The 20,941-nt window shown below is 54.6% G+C and carries 20 protein-coding genes, 1 other RNA gene and 1 other annotated feature; of the genes, 5 read left to right on the forward strand and 16 right to left on the reverse strand.

Features of this window, described 5'->3' with window-relative positions; all coding sequences use genetic code 11:
* The first annotated feature begins 11 nt into the window (after window positions 1-11).
* Window positions 12-1,121: an AI-2E family transporter YdiK gene (gene ydiK / locus FHW04_RS13025; RefSeq protein ID WP_031375702.1), complete on the forward strand. Its 1,110-nt coding sequence runs from the start codon at window positions 12-14 to the stop codon at window positions 1,119-1,121.
* A 264-nt stretch (window positions 1,122-1,385) separates the two neighbouring features.
* Window positions 1,386-1,493, forward strand: an RNA gene (gene rprA, locus FHW04_RS13030) — antisense sRNA RprA.
* 70 nt (window positions 1,494-1,563) lie between these two features.
* Here rprA and ppsA read toward each other — a convergent pair.
* On the reverse strand, window positions 1,564-3,948 hold the full coding sequence (gene ppsA / locus FHW04_RS13035; RefSeq protein WP_089561246.1) for a phosphoenolpyruvate synthase: 2,385 nt from the start codon (window positions 3,946-3,948) through the stop codon (window positions 1,564-1,566).
* Window positions 3,949-4,387: 439 nt separating this feature from the next.
* Here ppsA and ppsR point away from each other — a divergent pair, with 439 nt between their 5' ends.
* The gene (ppsR, locus tag FHW04_RS13040) at window positions 4,388-5,215 is read left to right on the forward strand and encodes a posphoenolpyruvate synthetase regulatory kinase/phosphorylase PpsR (protein ID WP_031375700.1); all 828 of its coding nucleotides are present in this window, start codon (window positions 4,388-4,390) and stop codon (window positions 5,213-5,215) included.
* A 152-nt stretch (window positions 5,216-5,367) separates the two neighbouring features.
* The gene (locus tag FHW04_RS13045; protein ID WP_031375699.1) at window positions 5,368-6,414 is read left to right on the forward strand and encodes a 3-deoxy-7-phosphoheptulonate synthase; all 1,047 of its coding nucleotides are present in this window, start codon (window positions 5,368-5,370) and stop codon (window positions 6,412-6,414) included.
* A gap of 1 nt (window position 6,415) precedes the next feature.
* On the opposite strand, the gene FHW04_RS13050 is transcribed toward FHW04_RS13045, so the two are convergent.
* The 15 genes from FHW04_RS13050 to FHW04_RS13120 all read right to left on the reverse strand — a co-directional run bounded on the left by FHW04_RS13050 (window position 6,416) and on the right by FHW04_RS13120 (window position 20,196).
* Window positions 6,416-7,867: a protein adenylyltransferase SelO gene (locus FHW04_RS13050; RefSeq protein ID WP_089561245.1), complete on the reverse strand. Its 1,452-nt coding sequence runs from the start codon at window positions 7,865-7,867 to the stop codon at window positions 6,416-6,418.
* 85 nt (window positions 7,868-7,952) lie between these two features.
* Window positions 7,953-8,699, reverse strand: a complete 747-nt coding sequence (locus FHW04_RS13055) for an EAL domain-containing protein (protein WP_089561244.1) — start codon at window positions 8,697-8,699, stop codon at window positions 7,953-7,955.
* Window positions 8,700-8,994: 295 nt separating this feature from the next.
* Window positions 8,995-9,453 carry a C40 family peptidase gene (locus FHW04_RS13060; RefSeq protein ID WP_031375696.1) on the reverse strand — a complete coding sequence of 153 codons (459 nt, stop codon included), beginning with the start codon at window positions 9,451-9,453 and terminating at the stop codon, window positions 8,995-8,997.
* A gap of 68 nt (window positions 9,454-9,521) precedes the next feature.
* Complete coding sequence (gene btuD, locus FHW04_RS13065; protein ID WP_089561243.1) at window positions 9,522-10,271, reverse strand: vitamin B12 ABC transporter ATP-binding protein BtuD; 750 nt, start codon at window positions 10,269-10,271, stop codon at window positions 9,522-9,524.
* Window positions 10,272-10,817: a glutathione peroxidase gene (locus tag FHW04_RS13070; protein ID WP_031375694.1), complete on the reverse strand. Its 546-nt coding sequence runs from the start codon at window positions 10,815-10,817 to the stop codon at window positions 10,272-10,274. It abuts the gene before it with no gap.
* Between the two features lie 39 nt (window positions 10,818-10,856).
* On the reverse strand, window positions 10,857-11,840 hold the full coding sequence (gene btuC, locus FHW04_RS13075; RefSeq protein WP_089561242.1) for a vitamin B12 ABC transporter permease BtuC: 984 nt from the start codon (window positions 11,838-11,840) through the stop codon (window positions 10,857-10,859).
* Window positions 11,841-12,001: 161 nt separating this feature from the next.
* A complete protein-coding gene (ihfA, locus tag FHW04_RS13080) occupies window positions 12,002-12,304 on the reverse strand; it encodes an integration host factor subunit alpha (RefSeq protein WP_003853259.1) in 303 nt (100 codons plus the stop codon).
* Between the two features lie 4 nt (window positions 12,305-12,308).
* On the reverse strand, window positions 12,309-14,696 hold the full coding sequence (gene pheT / locus FHW04_RS13085; protein ID WP_179420087.1) for a phenylalanine--tRNA ligase subunit beta: 2,388 nt from the start codon (window positions 14,694-14,696) through the stop codon (window positions 12,309-12,311).
* 14 nt (window positions 14,697-14,710) lie between these two features.
* Window positions 14,711-15,694 (reverse strand): phenylalanine--tRNA ligase subunit alpha, encoded by a 984-nt coding sequence (gene pheS, locus FHW04_RS13090; RefSeq protein WP_031375692.1) that lies wholly within the window; start codon window positions 15,692-15,694, stop codon window positions 14,711-14,713.
* A 71-nt stretch (window positions 15,695-15,765) separates the two neighbouring features.
* Window positions 15,766-15,891, reverse strand: a sequence feature (Phe leader region).
* Window positions 15,842-15,886, reverse strand: a complete 45-nt coding sequence (gene pheM, locus FHW04_RS13095) for a pheST operon leader peptide PheM (protein WP_159859786.1) — start codon at window positions 15,884-15,886, stop codon at window positions 15,842-15,844. It overlaps the preceding feature by 45 nt.
* Before the next feature lie 117 nt (window positions 15,892-16,008).
* Window positions 16,009-16,365 carry a 50S ribosomal protein L20 gene (rplT, locus tag FHW04_RS13100; protein WP_003853267.1) on the reverse strand — a complete coding sequence of 119 codons (357 nt, stop codon included), beginning with the start codon at window positions 16,363-16,365 and terminating at the stop codon, window positions 16,009-16,011.
* A 40-nt stretch (window positions 16,366-16,405) separates the two neighbouring features.
* Window positions 16,406-16,603: a 50S ribosomal protein L35 gene (rpmI, locus tag FHW04_RS13105; RefSeq protein ID WP_004157374.1), complete on the reverse strand. Its 198-nt coding sequence runs from the start codon at window positions 16,601-16,603 to the stop codon at window positions 16,406-16,408.
* Window positions 16,604-16,703: 100 nt separating this feature from the next.
* Window positions 16,704-17,255 (reverse strand): translation initiation factor IF-3, encoded by a 552-nt coding sequence (gene infC, locus FHW04_RS13110; RefSeq protein WP_031375691.1) that lies wholly within the window; start codon window positions 17,253-17,255, stop codon window positions 16,704-16,706.
* A 3-nt stretch (window positions 17,256-17,258) separates the two neighbouring features.
* On the reverse strand, window positions 17,259-19,187 hold the full coding sequence (gene thrS / locus FHW04_RS13115; protein WP_031375690.1) for a threonine--tRNA ligase: 1,929 nt from the start codon (window positions 19,185-19,187) through the stop codon (window positions 17,259-17,261).
* Between the two features lie 247 nt (window positions 19,188-19,434).
* Entirely contained in the window at window positions 19,435-20,196 is a 762-nt protein-coding gene (locus tag FHW04_RS13120) for a DUF481 domain-containing protein (protein WP_069728221.1), read from the reverse strand.
* Between the two features lie 352 nt (window positions 20,197-20,548).
* On the opposite strand from FHW04_RS13120, the gene ghoS reads away from it, so the two are divergent.
* Window positions 20,549-20,869: a type V toxin-antitoxin system endoribonuclease antitoxin GhoS gene (gene ghoS, locus FHW04_RS13125; protein ID WP_031375688.1), complete on the forward strand. Its 321-nt coding sequence runs from the start codon at window positions 20,549-20,551 to the stop codon at window positions 20,867-20,869.
* Window positions 20,870-20,941: the final 72 nt, after the last annotated feature.

Here is a 20,941-nt window from a genome sequence, read left to right on the forward strand (position 1 = left end):
ATGAGTCGATGATGAAAAGCCTGTATCGGGACATGGATTTACCACAGATACTTTTTACCCTGATGTTCATTTTGTTACTGATCATCGCCTGTTTGTGGGTGGTGCAGCCCTTTATTCTGGGTTTTGCCTGGGCCAGCATGGTGGTGATCGCCACCTGGCCGTTGATGCTCCGGCTGCAGCGGCTGTTATGGGGACGCCGTTCACTGGCGGTGATTGCCATGACCTTGCTGTTGCTGCTGCTGTTTATTATTCCTATCGCTCTGCTGGTCAGCAGCCTGATCGATAACAGCGCACCAGTGGTCGCCTGGGTGACGCAAGGCCATCTGATGCCACAACTGCTGTGGCTCAACGATATGCCGATGGTGGGCGAAAAGCTTTACGCCAGTTATCACACGCTGGTGGAAGGCGGTGGCTCCGGCATCATGGCCAAAGTGCAACCCTATATTGGCCGCACCACCGGCTTCTTTGTGGCGCAGGCCGGCCATTTTGGCCGCTTTATGATCCATCTGGCGGTCATGCTGTTGTTCAGCGTGCTGCTCTACTGGCGTGGTGAACAGGCGGCGCAGGGTATTCGCCATTTCGCTTTCCGTATGGCGGGTCGCCGGGGCGATGCAGCAGTGTTGCTGGCGGCGCAGTCAATCCGTGCCGTGGCGCTGGGCGTGGTCGTGACGGCGCTGGTGCAGGGCGTGCTGGGCGGGATTGGCCTTGCGGTCTCCGGCATTCCTTACGCCACGCTGCTCACGGTGCTGATGATCCTCTGCTGCCTGGTGCAGATTGGTCCGCTGCTGGTGCTGGTGCCGGCCATTATCTATCTCTACTGGAGTGGGGATACCACCTGGGGCACCGTACTGCTGGTCTGGAGTTGCGTGGTCGGTACGCTGGATAACGTGCTGCGCCCGGTGCTGATTCGGATGGGCGCTGACCTGCCGATGATATTGATCCTTTCCGGGGTGATCGGCGGCCTGTTCGCCTTCGGTATGATTGGCTTATTTATCGGTCCGGTGGTGCTGGCAGTCTCTTATCGCCTGGTGTCGGTCTGGGTGCATGAAGCGCCCGCGCCAGACGATGACCCGCTGGCCGTGGCCGAAGCCCTCACCGATCACGACGAAACCCCGCATTAAATCTGCTTCAGCAATGGTTAGGGCGGTTAATGATGATTGACCGCCCCAATTATTTTGCGTCACGTAAAGTTTATTTTTCATTAGCGGTTTTTAAGAAAAAAGCCATCTTTAGCCCTGAATCGACCATTCAGGGCTAAAAAAGATTACTTTCTGCACTGTTTCTTAAGGGAAATGCAGCATAAAAGGTGACAAAAGATTATCGGCTTTAAACTAATAAGAGGATTCTTAAAGACGTCAGCCGGTCTGGTGAATAACATGTTTCCTATGTTCGAAATCAACTCACTGATTTCTAAACAACCTTTTTCCCCTGAGTAAAGTAAAGAATTGCTGTGTGTAGTCTTTGCCCATCCCCTGTGATGGGCTTTTTTTTTGCCTGTCACTGGCCAGCCATAAATAGAAAAGGCCAGCAGAGCTGGCCTTTACGGGTGAATCAGGGTTGCCGTCAGGCAGATTTGTTTAACTGCGCCAGGCTTACCCAGGTCTCGACGACGGTGTCCGGGTTGAGCGATAAACTGTCAATCCCCTCCTCCATCAGCCAGGCAGCAAAGTCCTGATGATCCGACGGTCCCTGACCGCAAATCCCGACATATTTGCCCTGCTTCTTCGCTGCCTTGATCGCCATTGACAGCAGGGCTTTGACGGCCTCATTGCGCTCATCAAACAGTGCTGAAACCACCCCTGAGTCGCGGTCCAGTCCCAGCGTCAGCTGAGTCATGTCATTGGACCCGATCGAGAAGCCATCGAAGTGCTGCAGGAACTGCTCCGCCAGTAAGGCATTGGACGGGATTTCGCACATCATGATCACCTTCAGCCCGTTCTCTCCGCGCTTCAGTCCCTGACGGGCTAGCTCTTCAACCACCGCCTGCGCCTGATCGACGGTGCGTACGAACGGGATCATGATCTCCACGTTAGTCAGCCCCATCTCATTGCGTACCCGCTTCACAGCTTCACACTCCAGCGCAAAGCAGTCACGGAAACTGTCGGCGACATAGCGACCGGCACCCCGGAAGCCGAGCATTGGATTTTCCTCTTCCGGCTCGTAACGCTCACCGCCGACCAGGTTGGCATACTCATTGGTTTTGAAGTCCGAAAGTCGCACAATTACCCGTTTCGGTGCAAAAGCGGCCCCAAGTGTGGCAATCCCTTCAGTCAGGCGTCCGATGTAAAACTCAACCGGATCGTCAAATCCCTTCATCATTTTACGAATCTGCTGCTGCAGTTCCGGGGTCTGCTGATCAAATTCCAGCAGCGCTTTCGGGTGGACGCCAATCATGCGATTGATGATAAATTCCAGACGCGCCAGGCCAACGCCTTCATTCGGCAAACAGGCAAAGTCAAATGCGCGGTCAGGGTTGCCAACGTTCATCATGATTTTCAGCGGCAGCGTCGGCAGTGAATCAACCTGCGAACTGGTGACGTCAAAATCGAGCAACTGATCGTAGACATAACCGGTATCGCCTTCGGCACAGGAGACCGTGACCTGGTGGCCCTCTTTCAGACGATCGGTGGCATCACCACAGCCAACTACTGCCGGGATCCCCAGCTCACGCGCAATGATCGCCGCGTGACAGGTACGGCCGCCACGGTTGGTGACAATCGCCGAGGCCTTCTTCATGATCGGCTCCCAGTCCGGGTCGGTCATGTCAGTCACCAGCACATCGCCTTTTTCTATACGGTTCATTTCGCTGATGTCGTGAATCACCTTCACTTCACCGGCGCCGATACGATGACCAATTGCGCGGCCTTCTACTACCACACTGCCCTGGCCCTGCAGGGTGTAACGCTCCATCACCTGACCGTTTGAACGGACGGTTTCAGGACGCGCCTGCACGATAAACAGCTTGCCGGTGTGACCATCTTTGGCCCATTCGATATCCATCGGACGCTTATAGTGCTGTTCAATCAGCACCGCCTGCTGCGCCAGCGCCTGCACTTCGTCATCAGAGAGACAGAAGCGATCGCGCTCCGCTTCCGGCACATCTTCAATCCGCACCTGTTCGCCATGCTTCAGTGAATCGGCATAGACCATGCGAACTTTTTTCGAGCCCATATTGCGGCGCACAATCGACGGCCGGCCAGCCGCCAGCGTCGGTTTATGCACATAGAACTCATCGGGGTTAACCGCGCCCTGCACCACCATCTCACCCAGGCCCAGCGCTGCGGTGATGAATACCACCTGATCAAAGCCGGATTCAGTATCGATAGTAAACATCACGCCGGAAGCGGCAAGGTCGGAACGGACCATTCGCTGGACGCCCGCTGATAAAGCCACGCCACGGTGGTCATAGCCCTGATGCACGCGGTAAGAGATGGCACGGTCGTTAAACAGCGAAGCATAGACATGCTTCACCGCCACCATCACTGCCTCGATGCCCTGCACGTTGAGGAAGGTTTCCTGCTGACCGGCAAAAGAGGCATCGGGCATATCTTCAGCCGTCGCCGATGAGCGAACCGCAAAGGAGGCTTCGGCATCGTCGGCCGAGAGCTGCTGATAGGCTTCAAGGATTGCCGCTTCGAGTTCCGGCAGGAACGGCGTTTCAACAATCCACTGACGAATTTGCTTACCGGCTTTCGCCAGCGCATCAACATCATCAATATCGGTGCTATCCAGTAATGCATAAATGCGCTGGTTCAGTCCGCTTTGATCGAGAAACAGGTTGAAGGCATACGAGGTGGTCGCAAAACCGTTGGGAACCGAGACCCCAAGCGACGACAAATTAGTAATCATTTCACCCAGAGAGGCATTTTTGCCCCCCACCCGATCAACATCATGCATGCCAAGCTGGTTATACCAGAGCACTAGCGGCTGTTCGCCTTTATTGGACATTGAGCTTATCCTTTATCAATGAATGGGCACATGGAATATTCTGCAATCAACCCGTTCAGCCTGGCATAAGCCCCTGGCAATGACGATCTGTTGAATCGTTAAAGCAGAATATTGGCAACAGATTCGGAATTGTGCACGCCAGAATAACCCGTTGCGCAAGCGGTTTATTTTTCGCTAACTGTCTGATGCAACAGTAAATGACAGCTTTTCAGTCACTTAATAATTGTTTTTTGTTGCGCAACAAGCAGGGTGACTATTTACGGTCCCCGAAAGAGTGACCGCCAAATTATGCGGAATGAAACACGCTTTCATTTTTACTGATGTGCTAAAACAGGGCGTTAATAATGCAACTAAAAGATTCATAACAGGGAAATATGGATTATTTATTTTATCTCGCGGCGCTTTCTGACCGCTCATTCTTTGCAGAGGCTGACCCGTCATGACGACTGACAGAAGCGTTTTCTATATTTCCGATGGTACTGCCATCACCGCCGAAGTGCTGGGCCATGCGGTGCTGTCACAGTTTCCGGTCAATATCACCAGCCTGACGCTGCCGTTTGTTGAAAATGTTCAGCGGGCGCAGGCGGTCAAAGCGCAGATCAATGCCCTTTATCAGCAGAGCGGTGTGCGGCCGCTGGTGTTCTTTTCTATTGTTACGCCGGAAGTGCGCGACATCATTGTTCAGAGCGAAGGCTTTTGTCAGGACATCGTTCAGGCGCTGGTGGCCCCGTTGCAGCAGGAGCTGGGATTATCGCCAGCACCGGTAGCTCACCGCACCCACGGGCTGGATGCCAGCAACCTCGGCAAATATGATGCGCGTATCGCCGCGATTGATTACACCCTGGCGCATGATGACGGCATTTCGCTGCGCGGTCTGGAAGACGCTCAGGTCATTCTGCTGGGCGTGTCGCGCTGTGGCAAAACCCCCACCAGCCTCTATCTGGCGATGCAGTTTGGTATCCGTGCCGCCAACTACCCTTTTATCGCGGATGATATGGATAACCTCAAACTGCCGCCGGCGCTGCGCGCGCATCAGCATAAACTGTTCGGGCTGACTATCGATCCGGAACGGCTGGCCGCCATTCGCCAGGAGCGGGCGGAAAATACCCGTTACGCCTCAATGCGCCAGTGCCGGCTGGAAGTGGGAGAAGTGGAAGCGCTGTTCCGGACCCATCAGATCCGCTATCTCAACAGCACCAACTACTCGGTGGAGGAGATCGCCACCAAAATTCTCGACATCATGGGCCTGACCCGCCGCATGTACTAAGCGTCTCCCCGCGGCCGCGATGTAAAGCGTCGCTGCCGTCGGTTTTGATTTCATTATTAATTCCCGGGTTGAATTCGCAGGCTAATGGTTTATTGTGACCACCATCACTTCCCGGTATTTCACCGTTGCGAAGAATAGTTTCCGAGAAAATCATGAACAAAACCGACGAATTGCGTACCGCGCGCATTGGCAGCCTGATTACGCCTGCCAGCCTTGCGGCCGGACATCCTGTCTCAGACGCCATTGCTGATAACGTCACGGCGGCCCGCCAGCGTATTGCCCGTATCCTGACCGGTGAAGATCCACGTCTGCTGGTGATTATCGGCCCCTGCTCACTGCACGACCCAAAAGCGGCGCTGGAGTATGCCGAACGCCTGAATGCCCTGCGCGTCCGTTATCAGGATCGACTGGAGATCGTGATGCGCGCCTACTTCGAGAAGCCGCGTACCGTTGTGGGCTGGAAAGGGCTGATCTCCGATCCCGATCTGGATGGCAGCTATGACGTGAACCGCGGGATTGGCATTGCTCGCCAGTTGCTGATTGATATCAACGCCCTTGGCTTACCGACCGCGACAGAGTTTCTCGATATGGTGATCGGACAGTTTATTGCCGATCTGATCAGCTGGGGCGCAATTGGTGCTCGTACCACCGAAAGCCAGATCCACCGTGAAATGGCTTCTGCACTCTCCTGTCCGGTCGGCTTTAAAAATGGTACCGACGGCAATGTCCGCATTGCGGTAGATGCGATTCGTGCCGCCCGCGCCAGCCATATGTTCCTGTCACCGGATAAGCTCGGTCAGATGACCATCTATCAGACCAGCGGCAACCCGCATGGCCATGTGATCCTGCGCGGTGGCAAGCAGCCTAACTATCACGCCAGCGATGTGGCAGACGCGGCGGCCAGCCTGACAGAATTTAACTTACCGCAACAGCTGGTGATCGACTTCAGTCACGGCAACTGCCTGAAGCAGCATCGCCGTCAGCTTGATGTGGCGGCCGATGTGGCGCAGCAGATCGTAGCCGGATCGCGTGCGGTCGCCGGCGTGATGATTGAGAGCTTCCTTGCAGAGGGTAATCAGAAGGTGGTCGGCGGTGAACCGCTGGTTTATGGCCAGTCGATTACCGATCCCTGCCTCGGCTGGCAGGACAGTGAAGCCGTGCTTGCCCTGCTCGCCGAGGCAGTCTCCTGCCGTTTCTGAGTTAGCTGGAACAGCTCACCTCTAAGGTTTTACCCCAGTCTGGCGGCCGTTGACGATATTCAGCGGCCGTCTGATCGCTGAAAGGTTGCTGCAGCGCCTGGTGCAATCGCGCCAGCGCGCCCTGCTCTCCCCGCTCTGCCTCATCAATCGCCTGCTGTGCCAGATAGTTACGTAACACCACTGCCGGATTCGCCGATTTCATCACTGCCTGTCGGCTGGCATCGGGCACCTCTTCCTGCAATAACCGCGCACGATAGCGCTGATACCAACCATCAAAGGCTTCACGATCGATAAACTCATCGCGCAGCGGTGAACGGGATTCAGCCTGCTGCGTCTCACTTAACAAGCGGAAGGTCAGCGTATAGTCGCTGTGCTCTTTGGTCATCAGCGCCAGCAGTTCGGTCAGAATTTCGTTGTCGCCGCTCTCCGCCGTCAGCAAGCCGAGCTTAGCCCGCATCCGTTCGCCCCAGACCCGCATCAGTTCCGGCTCGTAAACGCTCAGCGCCTGCTTCAGCTGCTCTGTAGTCATTAGCCCGGACAGCGCATGTGCCAGCCGGTTGAGGTTCCATAAGCCGATCATCGGCTGATTTTCGAAGCTGTAGCGCCCCTGATAATCGCTGTGGTTACAGATGTAATCGGGCTGGTAGTCATCAAGGAAGCCGAACGGGCCATAATCGATGGTCAGGCCCAGAATCGACATGTTGTCGGTATTCATCACGCCATGGGCGAAACCGACGCTTTGCCACAGCGCGATCAGGCGTGCCGTGCGCAGGACCACATCGGTAAACCACAGTTGATAGCGTTCAGCATCCTCTGTCAGGTGCGGCCAGTGGTGGCGGATCGCATAATCGGCCAGTTGCTGCACCTTATCCTGCTGCTGGCTGTAGAAGAAATGTTCGAAGTGGCCAAAGCGCAGATGGCTCGGCGAGATCCGCATCAGCATGGCGCCGCGTTCCGGCGTTTCACGATAGACCGGTTCATCGCCAATCGATAACGTCAGCGCCCGGGTGGTCGGGATACCCAGATGATGCAGCGCCTCTGAGGCCAGAAATTCGCGCACGCTGGAACGGATCACTGCACGGCCGTCCCCCATCCGTGAATAGGGCGTCAGACCCGCGCCTTTCAGATGCCAGTCAAGCTTGCTGCCATCTTCCAGCCGCTGTTCGCCCAGCAGAATACCGCGCCCGTCGCCCAGTTGCCCGGCCCAGACGCCAAACTGGTGGCCGCTGTAAACCTGCGCCAGCGGCTGCATGCCGGGCAGTAAGGCCGCGCCGTGCCAGACATCATGACCGTCACCGGTAAACAGCGCCTCATCCAGCCCCATTGAGGCGGCCAGCGGTGCGTTATGATAGAGCAGGCGTCCGCCTGTCAGCGGCGTGGGGGTAAGCGCGGTGTAACACCCTGTCAGTTCGCGAAACCAGGTGTTGTCAAAGGTAAGCTTGCCAGTGGACATTGTTTCTCCCATGCGACGCTCAGCGATACGTCGTTCAGCTAAAACCTTCAGTGTAACGCTGATATCGGGGATTAAACAGGTCGCATCAGCACGGATGCAGGGAGGATGGCACGCGGTTGTCGGCACTGATTAGTGAGCATAGCGCATCTGATTTCACCACCGGGAACAACGCGCCCTGCAAATGCGCACCGCTCAGCTGAAGGGCTTTGTCCAGCAGCGCCTCATCGTCAATGCCACAAATAATGATCTGATCGCAATGGGATCGGAAGTTATCGATAATGCTTTGTATAAACGGCACGAAAGAGGCGCGTTTGGCCAGCGAGTGAATAAATCCTTTATCGAGACTGATACAGTTAAATAAATTATCGTAGACTGCATTGGCCGGTGATTTTCCGGCACCAAAATGCGAAAGCGATAAATTAAATTCAGCCCGCAGGCTCTGTAGCAACGGATTATTTCTGCCCTGCCTGAGGTGCGGAAACGTTTCAGTGATATCCAGCCGCACATAAGGAAGCTGCTTTATTTTCCGCATCAGCAATTCACTTTCCAGCAGGGTGTGCGCCATTCCCTCATCAATTCGAATTAATGCCGAAACCGTGTGGGTTTCAAACAGCGCGCGATACTGCTCCAGTAATCCAATCTGACTCTGTAACAGGCGCAGCTGCTGCGATTCGTCCAGCTGCGGCAGCAGCAGGTCCTGCGGCAGGGTGATAGGTGCACTTTCATGCACAAACTGGGTTACCAGCTCGACAGCGGTCAGCCGCCCGTCAACATCACAGGCAGGGTAGAACCAAATTTCCGACTGATAGTCGGCCGATAAGTGAATTTTCATTTCTACTGCCAGAATATGCGGCGATGGTTATATCCTATATGAATGGATACAGGCAGGCAATAGGACCAAATCATTGAAGAGATGGACTTAATTAGCCTTCCATCGCCGTTTGCCGTCTGACAATCTCGCTTAAGCCAAATAGGACTAATAAAACCCCGGTTATTAGTGGAATTAAACCGGAAGACATTATGATTAATAAAATCCCGCCGGGATAAATGTCATTTAAAATAAAACTTTCACTGGCGGGTTAAGGTCTGATTTAAATTGGACTTAAGTCGGCGGGATGGGCGCACGGTTAAATGCGCCGCGCCTGCCAGAACACTTTACGCCAGTAGACATTATCCAGCGATGACCGGATCACGCCCTGGCTGGTCGAGGCATGGATAAAGGCGTTATCGGTGTCATAAATCCCGACGTGTAAGCCATTTTCTCCGCGGCCGGTTTTAAAAAATACCAAATCACCCGGCAGCAGATCGTCCTTACTGATCCGCGTACCAATATCGCTCTGCGCCGCAGTGGTGCGCGGTAATTGCAGGGCGAATTTGTCACGGAAGGTGAGATAAACAAAGCCGGAGCAATCGACGCCGTTGCGGCTCATGCCACCATAGCGATAAGGCGTACCACGCCAGTTGCCAAGCTGATCGTTCAACTGGGCAATCACGGTGATCGAATCGGAAAGACGGCCGTTAATGGGCGGCGCGTGATGACTGCAGCCCGTCAGTAGCAGAACCCAAAGCAGCAAAGCCAGGCGCATCGCCAAATGTCCTTATCAGAAGTTACGACCGGCTTAATGTAGCGGGAAAGCGCGCCGGGTGGCAAGTGTCAGGGCAGCACTGTCAGCAGCGTGCGCCCTTCTATTTCCAGCTGGCGAAACGCAATCTGATACAGCGGCGTCAGTTGCGACGGCGTCAGTACCATCGCAGGCGTTCCCTGCGCCACAACCTGGCCCTGATGCATCAGCCAGACGCAATCAGCCTGTTGCAGGCTGTGATTGAGGTCATGGCTGCTGGCGATGACGCTGATACCCGCCGCGCACAGCTCAGCAATTAAATCATCCACCGCTTTCTGCTGGGCCAGATCCAGCGCGGTTAGCGGCTCGTCGAGGATCAGTAACCGGCCACGCGGATTAATCTGCGGATCGATCTGGGCACAGACCGCAGCCAGCCGGACGCGTTGCCACTCACCGCCAGAGAGCTGGGTCAACAAACGGGTTAACTTGTCATCCAGCTGCAGCCGTTGCAGCAGCGTAGTCAGGCGCCGATCCGCGCCGGTATCAGCCGGTTGCAGATGCAGGCGCAAATAGTGCCAGACCGGCATCTGGCTCAGTGGTAACTGCTGCTGAGGCAACCAGCCCCGCACCTGCGCCAGCGCGCTGCCGTGCCAGTTACCCAGCGGACGCTGATCCAGCTCGACGCTGCCGTCAGCGGATTGCAGACCGGCGATGACGCTCAGTAAGGTGCTTTTGCCGGCACCGTTCGGCCCGACCAGATGCAGCAGCTGACCGGCATCCAGCGCACTGCTAAACGGCAGCAGCCGTCCGGAGACGGCTACCTGTTTCAACCGCAACAGCATTTATTTTGCCAGCGCCTGCTTGATGGTCTCCAGAATGATCGGATCTTCCGGCGTCATATCAGGTGCAAAACGCTGAATAACCGTGCCGTCACGGCCAATCAGGAATTTTTCGAAGTTCCACAGGATATCTCCTGGCGCTTTCGGGCCCCGGCCTTTGCTCACCTGGCGCTCATAAAAACCACTGCCTTCCGGACGCACGGCGTCAGGTCGTGCCGCCACCAGCTGGGCATAGAGCGGATGGCGTTGTTCGCCATTAACCTCGGTTTTTTCAAACATCGGAAACGTCACGCCATAAGTGGTGCTGCAGAAGGTTTTGATCTCCTCACTGCTGCCCGGCTCTTGCTCAAGAAACTGGTTGCAGGGAAAGCCCAGCACGCTGAAACCCTGATCCTGCCAGGCTTTTTGCAGATTCTCCAGCTCTTCATATTGCGGCGTCAGACCGCATTTAGAGGCGACATTGACCACCAGCAGTACCTTGCCCTGCCACTGTGACAGCGTGGTTTTTTCCCCATCAAGCGTAACCAGTTCAGTTTGATAAATGCTCATTCTGGATTCCTATCGTGGATGTTAAATAACCAGCCGAGGCTAGCGTGAAGATTTCACCAGTAATGCAATAAACAACGGTGCACCGAGCGTTGCGGTCACCACGCCAATCGGTAATTCAGCTGCGGTCAGTGCCAGGCGGGCGACGATGTCGGCGCCCAGCAGCACACTGGCACCGGCCAGCGCGGACGCCGGCAGCAGATAACGGTGATCGCTGATGCCGCTCAGGCGCAGCAGATGTGGGATCACCAGCCCGACAAAGCCGATGGCCCCGGCCATGGCGACGCTAACGCCCACCAGCCAGCCCATCGCCAGCACCAGCAGATTGCGCCAGCAGAACAGCGACAGGCCAAGCTGGCGTGCCGAAGTCTCGCCCAGTGCCAGTAAATTCAGTATCCGGCCGCTGCCGTTCAGCGCCAGCATCACCGGCAATAAGGCCAGCATCATCCAGCCGTAGCGCCAGTCAATACCGCTGAAGCCGCCCATCATCCAGTACATCAGCTGACGTAAATCAAGACTGGTGCTGAAGTAAACCGCCCAGGTCATGATAGCGCTGCAGATGATGCCCAGCGCAACGCCGGTCAGCAGCAGCCGGGTCACGGAGAGCTGGCGATGGGCGAAATGCAACAGTATTAAGGTGATGATCAGCGCACCGGCCATCGCCGCCAGGCTCAGGCTCCACAGTGAGCCGCTGCCGAGCAGTACCCCGAGCACCAGCCCTATCCCGGCACCATTCGAGACGCCAAGCAGTCCCGGCTCGGCCAGGGGATTGGTAAACAGTGCCTGCATCACCACGCCGCATAACGCCAGTGAGGCGCCCACCAGCATCACAGCCACGCTGCGCGGCAGCCGCAGCTGCCAGACAAACAGCCTGCTGCTGTCATTGAGCCAGTGTGACGGCGCAATCCAGCTGTCGCCAGCGCACAGGCTGACAATAAGTAGCGCAAGCAGCGCAATAGCCAGCCCCGCCAGCCATTTCTGGCTACGGCGATCGGCCTGGTGAGCAAGCTGGTCTAGCAAAGACATAAGCAGGATTAGCTGAGAAAACAGAGATTTGATTGTAGAGGGATTGCAGAAAAAAGAAAGGCTGCTGGTGATGCGCACCGGCGCGGTTGCCGGGAAGCGTGAGGCCGGGAATGCCTGAAATGAAAAAAGGCCGCTTGCGCGGCCTTTTTGAAACGCTGAAATCAGTCAGTCTCTTTGGGTGTAGCGTTCTCTACGCGGCTTTTCAGCTTCTGCCCTGGGCGGAAGGTCACTACGCGACGCGCAGTAATCGGAATATCTTCCCCCGTTTTCGGGTTTCTGCCAGGACGCTGGTTTTTGTCGCGCAGGTCGAAATTGCCAAACCCAGACAGTTTTACCTGTTCTCCATTTTCCAAAGCGCGGCGTACCTCTTCGAAAAACAGCTCCACTAACTCTTTTGCATCGCGTTTGCTCAGCCCGAGTTTCTCAAACAGGTACTCTGACATTTCAGCTTTTGTAAGCGCCATAGGTTCAATCCCTCAAGGTTGCCTGGAATCGCTCTTTTAATGCCGCAACGCATTTGCCAACGGTCGCGGCAATCTCCTCTTCTTCGAGTGTCCGGCTGGTATCCTGCAAAATCAGGCTGATTGCGAGGCTCTTGTAACCCTCAGAAACGCCCTTACCGCGGTACACGTCAAACAAGTTTACGCCAACTACCTGATTTACGCCAACTTTCTTACACTCCGCGATGATATCTGCTGCAGGGACGTTTTCAGCCACCACAACGGCAATATCACGACGGTTCGCCGGGAAGCGTGAAATCTCGCGCGCGTCAGGCAGGACGCGGTCTGCGACCTTATTCCAAAGCAGTTCAAAGACTAAGGTGCGACCATTGAGATCAAGCTTACGTTCCAGCTCAGGATGAACCACTCCGATAAATCCGATTCGTTCATCATGCAAATAAATCGCAGCGCTCTGTCCTGGATGCAACGCCGGATTCGCTTCAGCCCGGAAGCTGATGTCGTCCAGTTTGCCAGTTAAATCGAGCAGCGATTCTAAATCGCCTTTTAAATCATAGAAGTCAACCGTCTGGCGCGCCAGATCCCAGTGCTCTTCAGCGCGGTTGCCGCTCAGTACGCCAGCCAGCATAAGATCCTGACGGATGCCAAGATCGGCCTGACTATCCGGCACAAAGCGCAGGCCGCTCTCAAACAGGCGCACCCGGCTCTGCTGACGGTTCTGGTTGTAGACCACCGCACTCAGTAAGCCGGTCCACAGAGAGAGACGCATGGTCGACATATCGCTGGAGATCGGGCTGGGCAGCAACAGTGCCTCTTCACCCGGATGCAGCAGCTGCTGAATTTTCGGGTCCACAAAGCTGTAGGTAATCGCTTCCTGATAGCCTTTATCGACCAACAGAGTTTTGGCACGCTTCAGCGACAGATTTGCTTCGCGGTGGCGGGTCATCACCAGGCCGGCCTGTACCGGCACGTCCGGAATGTTGTTGTAGCCATAGATACGGGCGACTTCTTCAACCAGATCTTCTTCAATCGCCATATCAAAACGCCAGCTCGGCGCAACCGCCTGCCACTGGCCCTCAGCGGCGCTCACCTGGCAACCGAGGCGGGTCAGAATATCCGTCACCTGCTGATCCGGGATAACGTGTCCAATCAGACGGTCCAGCTTCTCACGACGCAGGGTAATGGTGGCCTGCGGCGGTAACGCGGCCTGATGGGTCTGATCGATGATCGGACCCGCTTCACCACCACAGATGTCTAACAGCAGCGCGGTCGCACGCTCCAGCGCCATCTGCTGCAGAGCCGGATCGACGCCACGCTCATAACGATGTGACGCATCAGTGTGTAAACCGTGACGACGTGCGCGGCCGGTAATCGAGAGCGGGTCGAAATAGGCGCACTCAAACAGGATATTCTGCGTTTCGCTGTTCACACCGGAATGCTCGCCGCCAAAAATACCGGCCATCGCCAGCGCTTTCTGGTGATCGGCGATCACCAGGGTGTCGCTCTGTAAAGTGGCTTCGGTGCCGTCCAGCAGCGTCAGGGTTTCCCCCTCTTTCGCCATCCGCACCACAATCCCGCCATCAATACGGTCGAGATCAAAGGCGTGCATCGGCTGACCCAGCTCCAGCAGCACATAGTTGGTGATATCAACGATAGGGTCGATAGAACGAATGCCACAGCGACGCAGCTTCTCTTTCATCCACAGCGGAGTCGCCGCCGTGACGTTCACGCCTTTCACGACGCGGCCCAGATAGCGCGGACAGGCTTCGGTTGCATCCACCCGAATCGGGAAGGTCTCGTTCAGCGTCGCCGCTACCGGCTGGATCTCCGGCATGTTGAGCGGCAGGCCATTCAGGACGGCCACATCACGCGCAATACCGATAATGCCCAGACAGTCGGCGCGGTTCGGCGTGACGCTGATTTCGATGGTGTTGTCATCCAGCTGCAGATAGTCGCGGATGTCAGTCCCAATCGGCGCATCCGCAGGCAGTTCGATAATGCCGTTGTGATCGTCGGAAATACCCAGTTCGGAGAACGAGCAGAGCATGCCCTCGGACGGTTCGCCACGCAGTTTTGCGGCTTTGATTTTGAAATCACCCGGCAGTACGGCACCCACGGTCGCCACGGCGACTTTCAGGCCCTGACGGCAGTTTGGCGCGCCACAGACGATATCCAGCAGGCGATCGCCGCCGGTGTTGATTTTGGTGACGCGCAGTTTGTCGGCGTTCGGGTGCTGACCGCACTCCACAACTTCACCTACTACCACGCCGTGGAACGCGCCCGCGACCGGGTCCACGCCATCCACTTCCAGGCCGGCCATGGTAATTTGCTCAGACAGCGCCGCGCTGTCCAGGGCTGGATTTACCCATTCGCGTAACCAGAGTTCACTGAATTTCATTGGATAACCTGCCCTTACTTAAATTGTTTGAGGAAACGTAAATCGTTTTCGAAGAATGCACGCAGATCGGTCACGCCATAGCGCAGCATGGTCAGACGCTCCATTCCCATACCAAAGGCGAAGCCGGAGTAAACTTCCGGATCGATGCCGACATTGCGCAGCACGTTTGGATGCACCATGCCGCAGCCCAGCACTTCCAGCCATTTACCGTTTTTGCCCATCACATCCACTTCCGCCGAAGGCTCGGTGAACGGGAAATAGGAGGGACGGAAACGAATCTGCAAATCTTCTTCAAAGAAGTTGTTCAGGAAATCGTGCAGCGTGCCTTTGAGATTGGTAAAGCTGATGTTTTTATCGACAATCAGCCCTTCCATCTGATGGAACATCGGCGTGTGAGTCTGATCGTAATCGTTACGGTAGACGCGGCCTGGAGCGATGATGCGAATCGGCGGCTGCTGGTTTTTCATGGTACGAATCTGCACGCCAGACGTCTGGGTACGCAGCAGACGCGTCGCGTCGAACCAGAAGGTGTCATGATCGGCGCGTGCCGGGTGATGGCCAGGAATATTCAGCGCATCAAAGTTATGGTAATCGTCTTCGATCTCCGGGCCCGTCACCACCGCGAAACCCAATTCGCCGAAAAAGGTTTCGATACGGTCGATGGTGCGGGTTACCGGATGCAGACCGCCATTCTCAATGCGGCGGCCAGGCAGTGAAACGTCAATCGTTTCGGCGGCCAGACGCGCATTCAGTACCGCCGACTCCAGCGCGTCTTTGCGTGCGTTCAGACGCTCGGTGACCTGCTGTTTAGCTTCGTTGATCACCGCGCCCGCTGCCGGACGCTCTTCGGCTGGCAGCTCGCGTAAGGTGGTCATCTGCAGGGTCAGATGGCCTTTCTTACCCAGGTATTCGACGCGCACCGCGTCAAGGGCGGCGATATCTGTCGCCCCGTCGATGGCCGCCGTGGCGTTGGCCACCAGTTCTGCGAGTTGGGACATAGTTTCCTCTTTTTCCAGTCAGGCTGGTCAGTTCTCGTTGGGACCTGCCGGTCCAATATGCTAGCGCCAGAAACAAAAAAGCCTCCACGAGGGAGGCTTTCAGCGCGATTTTTCGTTTCTCTTCTTATGCGCAAAAGCCCCCGAATGTCAGGCGCTAAAGTAAAAAAAGAAACGGAAAATAGCAGCAGTCATGCTTGCGGTTACCTTGTCATGAATCATGAGGGTACTATTGAAATGCGTGGCGAAGAAAATGTCAATCTTTTGCGCGAGTTACAGGCAATAAAAAAGGGAGCAAGCTCCCTTTTTCATCCGGCTTACGCCAGTGCTGATTTCGCTTTTTCGACCAGTGCAGAGAATGCCACTTTATCGAATACTGCGATGTCAGCCAGAATCTTACGGTCAATCTCAATGGCTGCTTTTTTCAGACCATTGATGAAACGGCTGTAAGACATGCCGTTCTGACGTGCCGCTGCGTTGATACGCGCGATCCACAGCTGACGGAACTGACGCTTACGTTGACGACGGTCACGGTAAGCATACTGACCAGCTTTGATAACAGCCTGGAAGGCAACGCGGTAAACACGTGAACGTGCACCGTAATAGCCTTTAGCTTGTTTTAAGATTTTTTTGTGACGTGCGCGAGCAACTACACCACGTTTAACGCGAGCCATGTGAGCTCTCCTGTTCTATATTCTGTTTAAAAAAATGGACTTATGCGTACGGCAGGCAGGCAATAACCAGACCCAGATCGCCTTTGGACACCATGCCTTTAGGGCGCAGGTGACGTTTACGCTTAGTAGATTTTTTGGTCAGAATATGACGCAGGTTTGCGTGTTTACGCTTGAAGCCGCCAGAAGCGGTCTTCTTGAAGCGCTTAGCCGCGCCACGTACAGTTTTAATCTTTGGCATTTTAAAAAATATCCACTTCGCATTGTTGATAACATGACCCAGACAGGCGAACAGTTAACCGCACAGCGCGAACGCTGCGCGGCCAATGTTACTTGAAAGCCTACTGTTTCTTCTTAGGAGCGAGCACCATGATCATCTGGCGGCCTTCGATCTTCGAAGGGAAGGATTCGACAATGGCCAAATCCAGATCTTCACACAGGTCTTTACGGACGCGGTTAAGCACTTCCATACCGATCTGCTGGTGCGCCATCTCACGACCGCGAAAACGCAGCGTGATTTTGGCTTTATCGCCTTCTTCCAGAAAGCGAATCAGGTTGCGTAGTTTGACCTGATAGTCGCCATCATCGGTTCCAGGACGGAATTTGATTTCCTTAACCTGAATAACTTTTTGCTTCTTCTTCTGTTCCTTAGAAGATTTGCTTTTTTCATAGAGGAACTTGCCGTAATCCATGATGCGGCAGACCGGCGGTTCGGCGTTCGGGCTGATTTCTACTAAATCAACACCCGCTTCCTCGGCTTTTTCCAAAGCTTCGCGTAATGTGACAATGCCAATCGGCTCGCCATCCATGCCTGTTAAGCGCACTTCAGTTGCACGGATTTCACTGTTGATTTTGTTCGGACGCGTCGGTAGTACTCGTTTTCCGCCTTTAATACTTTATTCCTCCAATTGGTGAAGATTTCGGCTGCGAATCTCTTGTTGAAGTTTCTCAACAAACACATCGACATCCATCGACCCAAGGTCTTTACCACGGCGGGTGCGAACGGCCACTTTGCCAGCTTCCACCTCTTTATCACCGCAGACCAACATATAAGGGACGCGACGTAATGTATGCTCGCGGATTTTAAAGCCTATCTTCTCATTTCTCAAGTCTGCCTTCACACGAATGCCAGCATTCTGCAGCTTACGCGTCAAAGACTCAACATATTCTGCTTGTCCATCGGTAATATTCATTACCACGACTTGCAGCGGTGCCAGCCAGCTTGGGAAGAAACCAGCGAATTCTTCGGTCAGTATACCGATGAAACGCTCCATCGACCCCAGAATCGCACGGTGAATCATCACTGGCGTCTGACGATCGTTGTTTTCGCCCACGTAGGTTGCTTCAAGGCGTTTTGGCAGGGAAAAGTCTAGCTGAACTGTTCCGCACTGCCAGGCGCGATCAAGACAATCGTACAAAGTAAACTCAATTTTAGGACCGTAGAACGCACCTTCGCCTGGCTGGAACTCAAACTCAATGTTGTTCTCGTTCAGCGCGGCGGCCAGATCTTCCTCAGCACGGTCCCACATTTCATCAGTGCCGATACGCTTTTCAGGACGGGTGGACAATTTCACCACAATCTTTTCAAAGCCGAAGGTGCTGTACATGTCATAAACCATGCGGATACAGCTATTCACTTCGTCACGCACCTGCTCTTCAGTACAGAAGACGTGTGCATCGTCCTGGGTAAAGCCACGAACGCGCATCAGACCGTGCAGCGCTCCTGATGGCTCATTACGGTGACAGCTACCAAACTCCGCCATGCGCAGCGGCAGGTCACGGTAGGATTTCAGACCCTGATTAAAGATCTGAACATGCCCAGGACAGTTCATCGGCTTGATGCAATATTCACGGTTCTCAGACGAGGTGGTGAACATCGCTTCTTTGTAGTTTTCCCAGTGCCCGGTTTTTTCCCACAACACGCGATCCATCATGAATGGACCTTTGACTTCCTGGTACTGGTACTCTTTTAGCTTGCTGCGGACAAACACTTCCAGCTCGCGGAAGATGGTCCAGCCGTCATTATGCCAGAATACCATGCCCGGCGCTTCTTCCTGCATGTGGTAGAGGTCAAGCTGCTTACCAATCTTACGATGGTCACGCTTCGCCGCCTCTTCCAGACGCTGCAGATAGGCGGCCAGTTGCTTCTTGTCTGCCCACGCGGTGCCATAAATACGCTGCAGCATTTTGTTATTGCTGTCGCCGCGCCAGTAGGCACCGGAGATTTTCTGCAGCTTGAAATGATGACAGAAACGCATGTTCGGCACGTGCGGACCGCGGCACATGTCGACATATTCTTCGTGATGATAAAGGCCAGGATGGTCATCGTGGCTGATGTTTTCATCAAGAATGGTGGTCTTGTAGACTTCACCCCGCGCCGCGAACACGTCGCGCGCTTCCTGCCAGCTGACTTTTTTCTTCACCACGTCATAGTTGGTTTCAGCCAACTGATGCATGCGTTTTTCCAGCAGGTCGATATCTTCCTGGGTCAGAGTACGATCAATATCGACATCATAATAGAAGCCGTTATCAATCACCGGACCGATAGCCATTTTGGTATCCGGCCACAGCTGCTTAATCGCATGCCCTAACAGGTGCGCGCAGGAGTGACGGATGATTTCCAGACCCGCTTCGTCTTTTGCGGTAATGATCGCAACGGACGCATCTTCAGTGATGGGATCGACAGCATCAACCAGTTCACCATTAACGCGACCCGCGATGCAGGCTTTTGCTAATCCCGGGCCGATGTCCAGCGCGATATCCATCACGCTGACAGGGCGATCAAATACACGCTGGCTGCCATCAGGAAGCGTAATTACAGGCATTTCATATCCTTAATTGCAGTGGTAAGCCACACGAAAGCTTACATGCAACATCATGTAAATTTAATGACCCGGCGTTATGTCAGACCCACAGTGTCGGAATGTCGCCAGGATTTCAGTGCGGAAGCGATGATAGCAGTTTTCCCGGGCGAGAAAAACCCATGCCGTTTTCGCTAAGCCTCGGAGAGATCAAAAAAAAGCGGCCTGACTCATCGTCAGACCGCCTGGCATGCTGCTGCGGGAAACCGCCTTACATGGCGTAAGAGAGCATGATAGAGGTTTTGGTATCGGTGCGATCCGGCGCAGACTCTGGTGGATTGTTGTTCCAGGTCACGTTGTAAGCCAGCTTCAGCGCGAAGTGGCTATTGATGGCAACCTGCAGGCCGGTTTCAGAGTTGAGGGTGGTGTCTTCACCGAAGCTGCTCAGCACGGAGACACCCTGCACGAATTTGGTGGTATCAGTCAGCTGCCACTGGTAGCTGATGGCGCCGTAGCCCAGCGCTTTAGTTTCATGACCGCCATCGTGGAAGTCATCATAACGTACACCCGGACCAAATTCCGCACGCAGCGAATGCACCGGGCCGTTCAGAATCTGGCGACCGTAACCGGCAGTCAGCACATCACGTGAATCGTAGCCGTTGAAGCGATCGCTTAACCAGCTTGCCTGACCAAACAGGTAGTCATAGGAGTTGAGGTTATAACGTGAACGGCCACCGATGTTATAGGTCTCAGACGAGCGCTCATCATTTGATGAAGTATTCGCTGCGTTGCCCCATAAGCTGTATGCCATCGATGACTGATACCAGGTCATGTTGGTCTGAGCGGTCATGGATGAACTGGTGGTGTTACCGGTTTGCGCCAGGTAACCTGCAGATGCAGAACCTTCGAACGGTTTTTTCGCCGTGGAAGGGTCATCCATTGAAGTAAATACGGCATTATCGGCCAGTGCCTGGTGGCAAAACGCTCCGGCGGAGAGCAAAAGAACAGCAGACAGCTTATTAAAGGCTTTCATTAAATGTGATCCGTGCGACAGTTTAAAAAACGGAGAGTCTGAAGCGTTTTGCCGGGCAATCAATGCAATTTACGGTAAGTTTTGTAAAAAAATATTAACTCGCTCGAAATGCGTGGTATTGCTCTGAAACCGCATGTTAATTGGGACTCTTCTGATTAACGCGGCGCATTATAGTGGTCCCCACAGCAAAATACAGCCGCTGCGCAACAAGATTTTTCAGAACGTTAACCGTTGCCGTTGACAGGTTTTTACGTTCCGTCGTCAGCGTATGCTTTCACCATCCCCTTAATAACTCGCTCATTTTTTCACCATGGTCTACGCTCAGTTCAGTTTCTCTACCCAGAGGTGCATGATGAGCAGCAATTCCTTAACCCGTTATATCGTCACGTTGCAGTATCAGGAATCTGGCTTAAGTGACATTCTTGAGCTAACCGGCGCAATGACTGCTGCCGGGTTTACCACCACCCTGACGGATGATGAGGGGCACCCGCATGAGCTGGGGACCAATAGCTTTGGTATTGTTACCACGCTGGAGGAAGACGATCTGCGACAGCAGGTCGCTGCCGCTGGCGAAAGCGCACTGGGACAAAAGCCAGAAGTGACCGTCACCACCTTTGAGCAGTTCCTGCGCGACGCCGCCGATCATCGCCCTGCCGCCTCTCCGGCTGAGTAAAGGGTGCTTCCGCGCTGGTTTTGGTGAATATTTACGCGCTACAATCGAACTTACGCAGCGAATAACGAGGAT

The organism is Pantoea sp. AN62 (assembly GCF_050432985.1).
Lineage (GTDB): Bacteria > Pseudomonadota > Gammaproteobacteria > Enterobacterales > Enterobacteriaceae > Pantoea > Pantoea brenneri.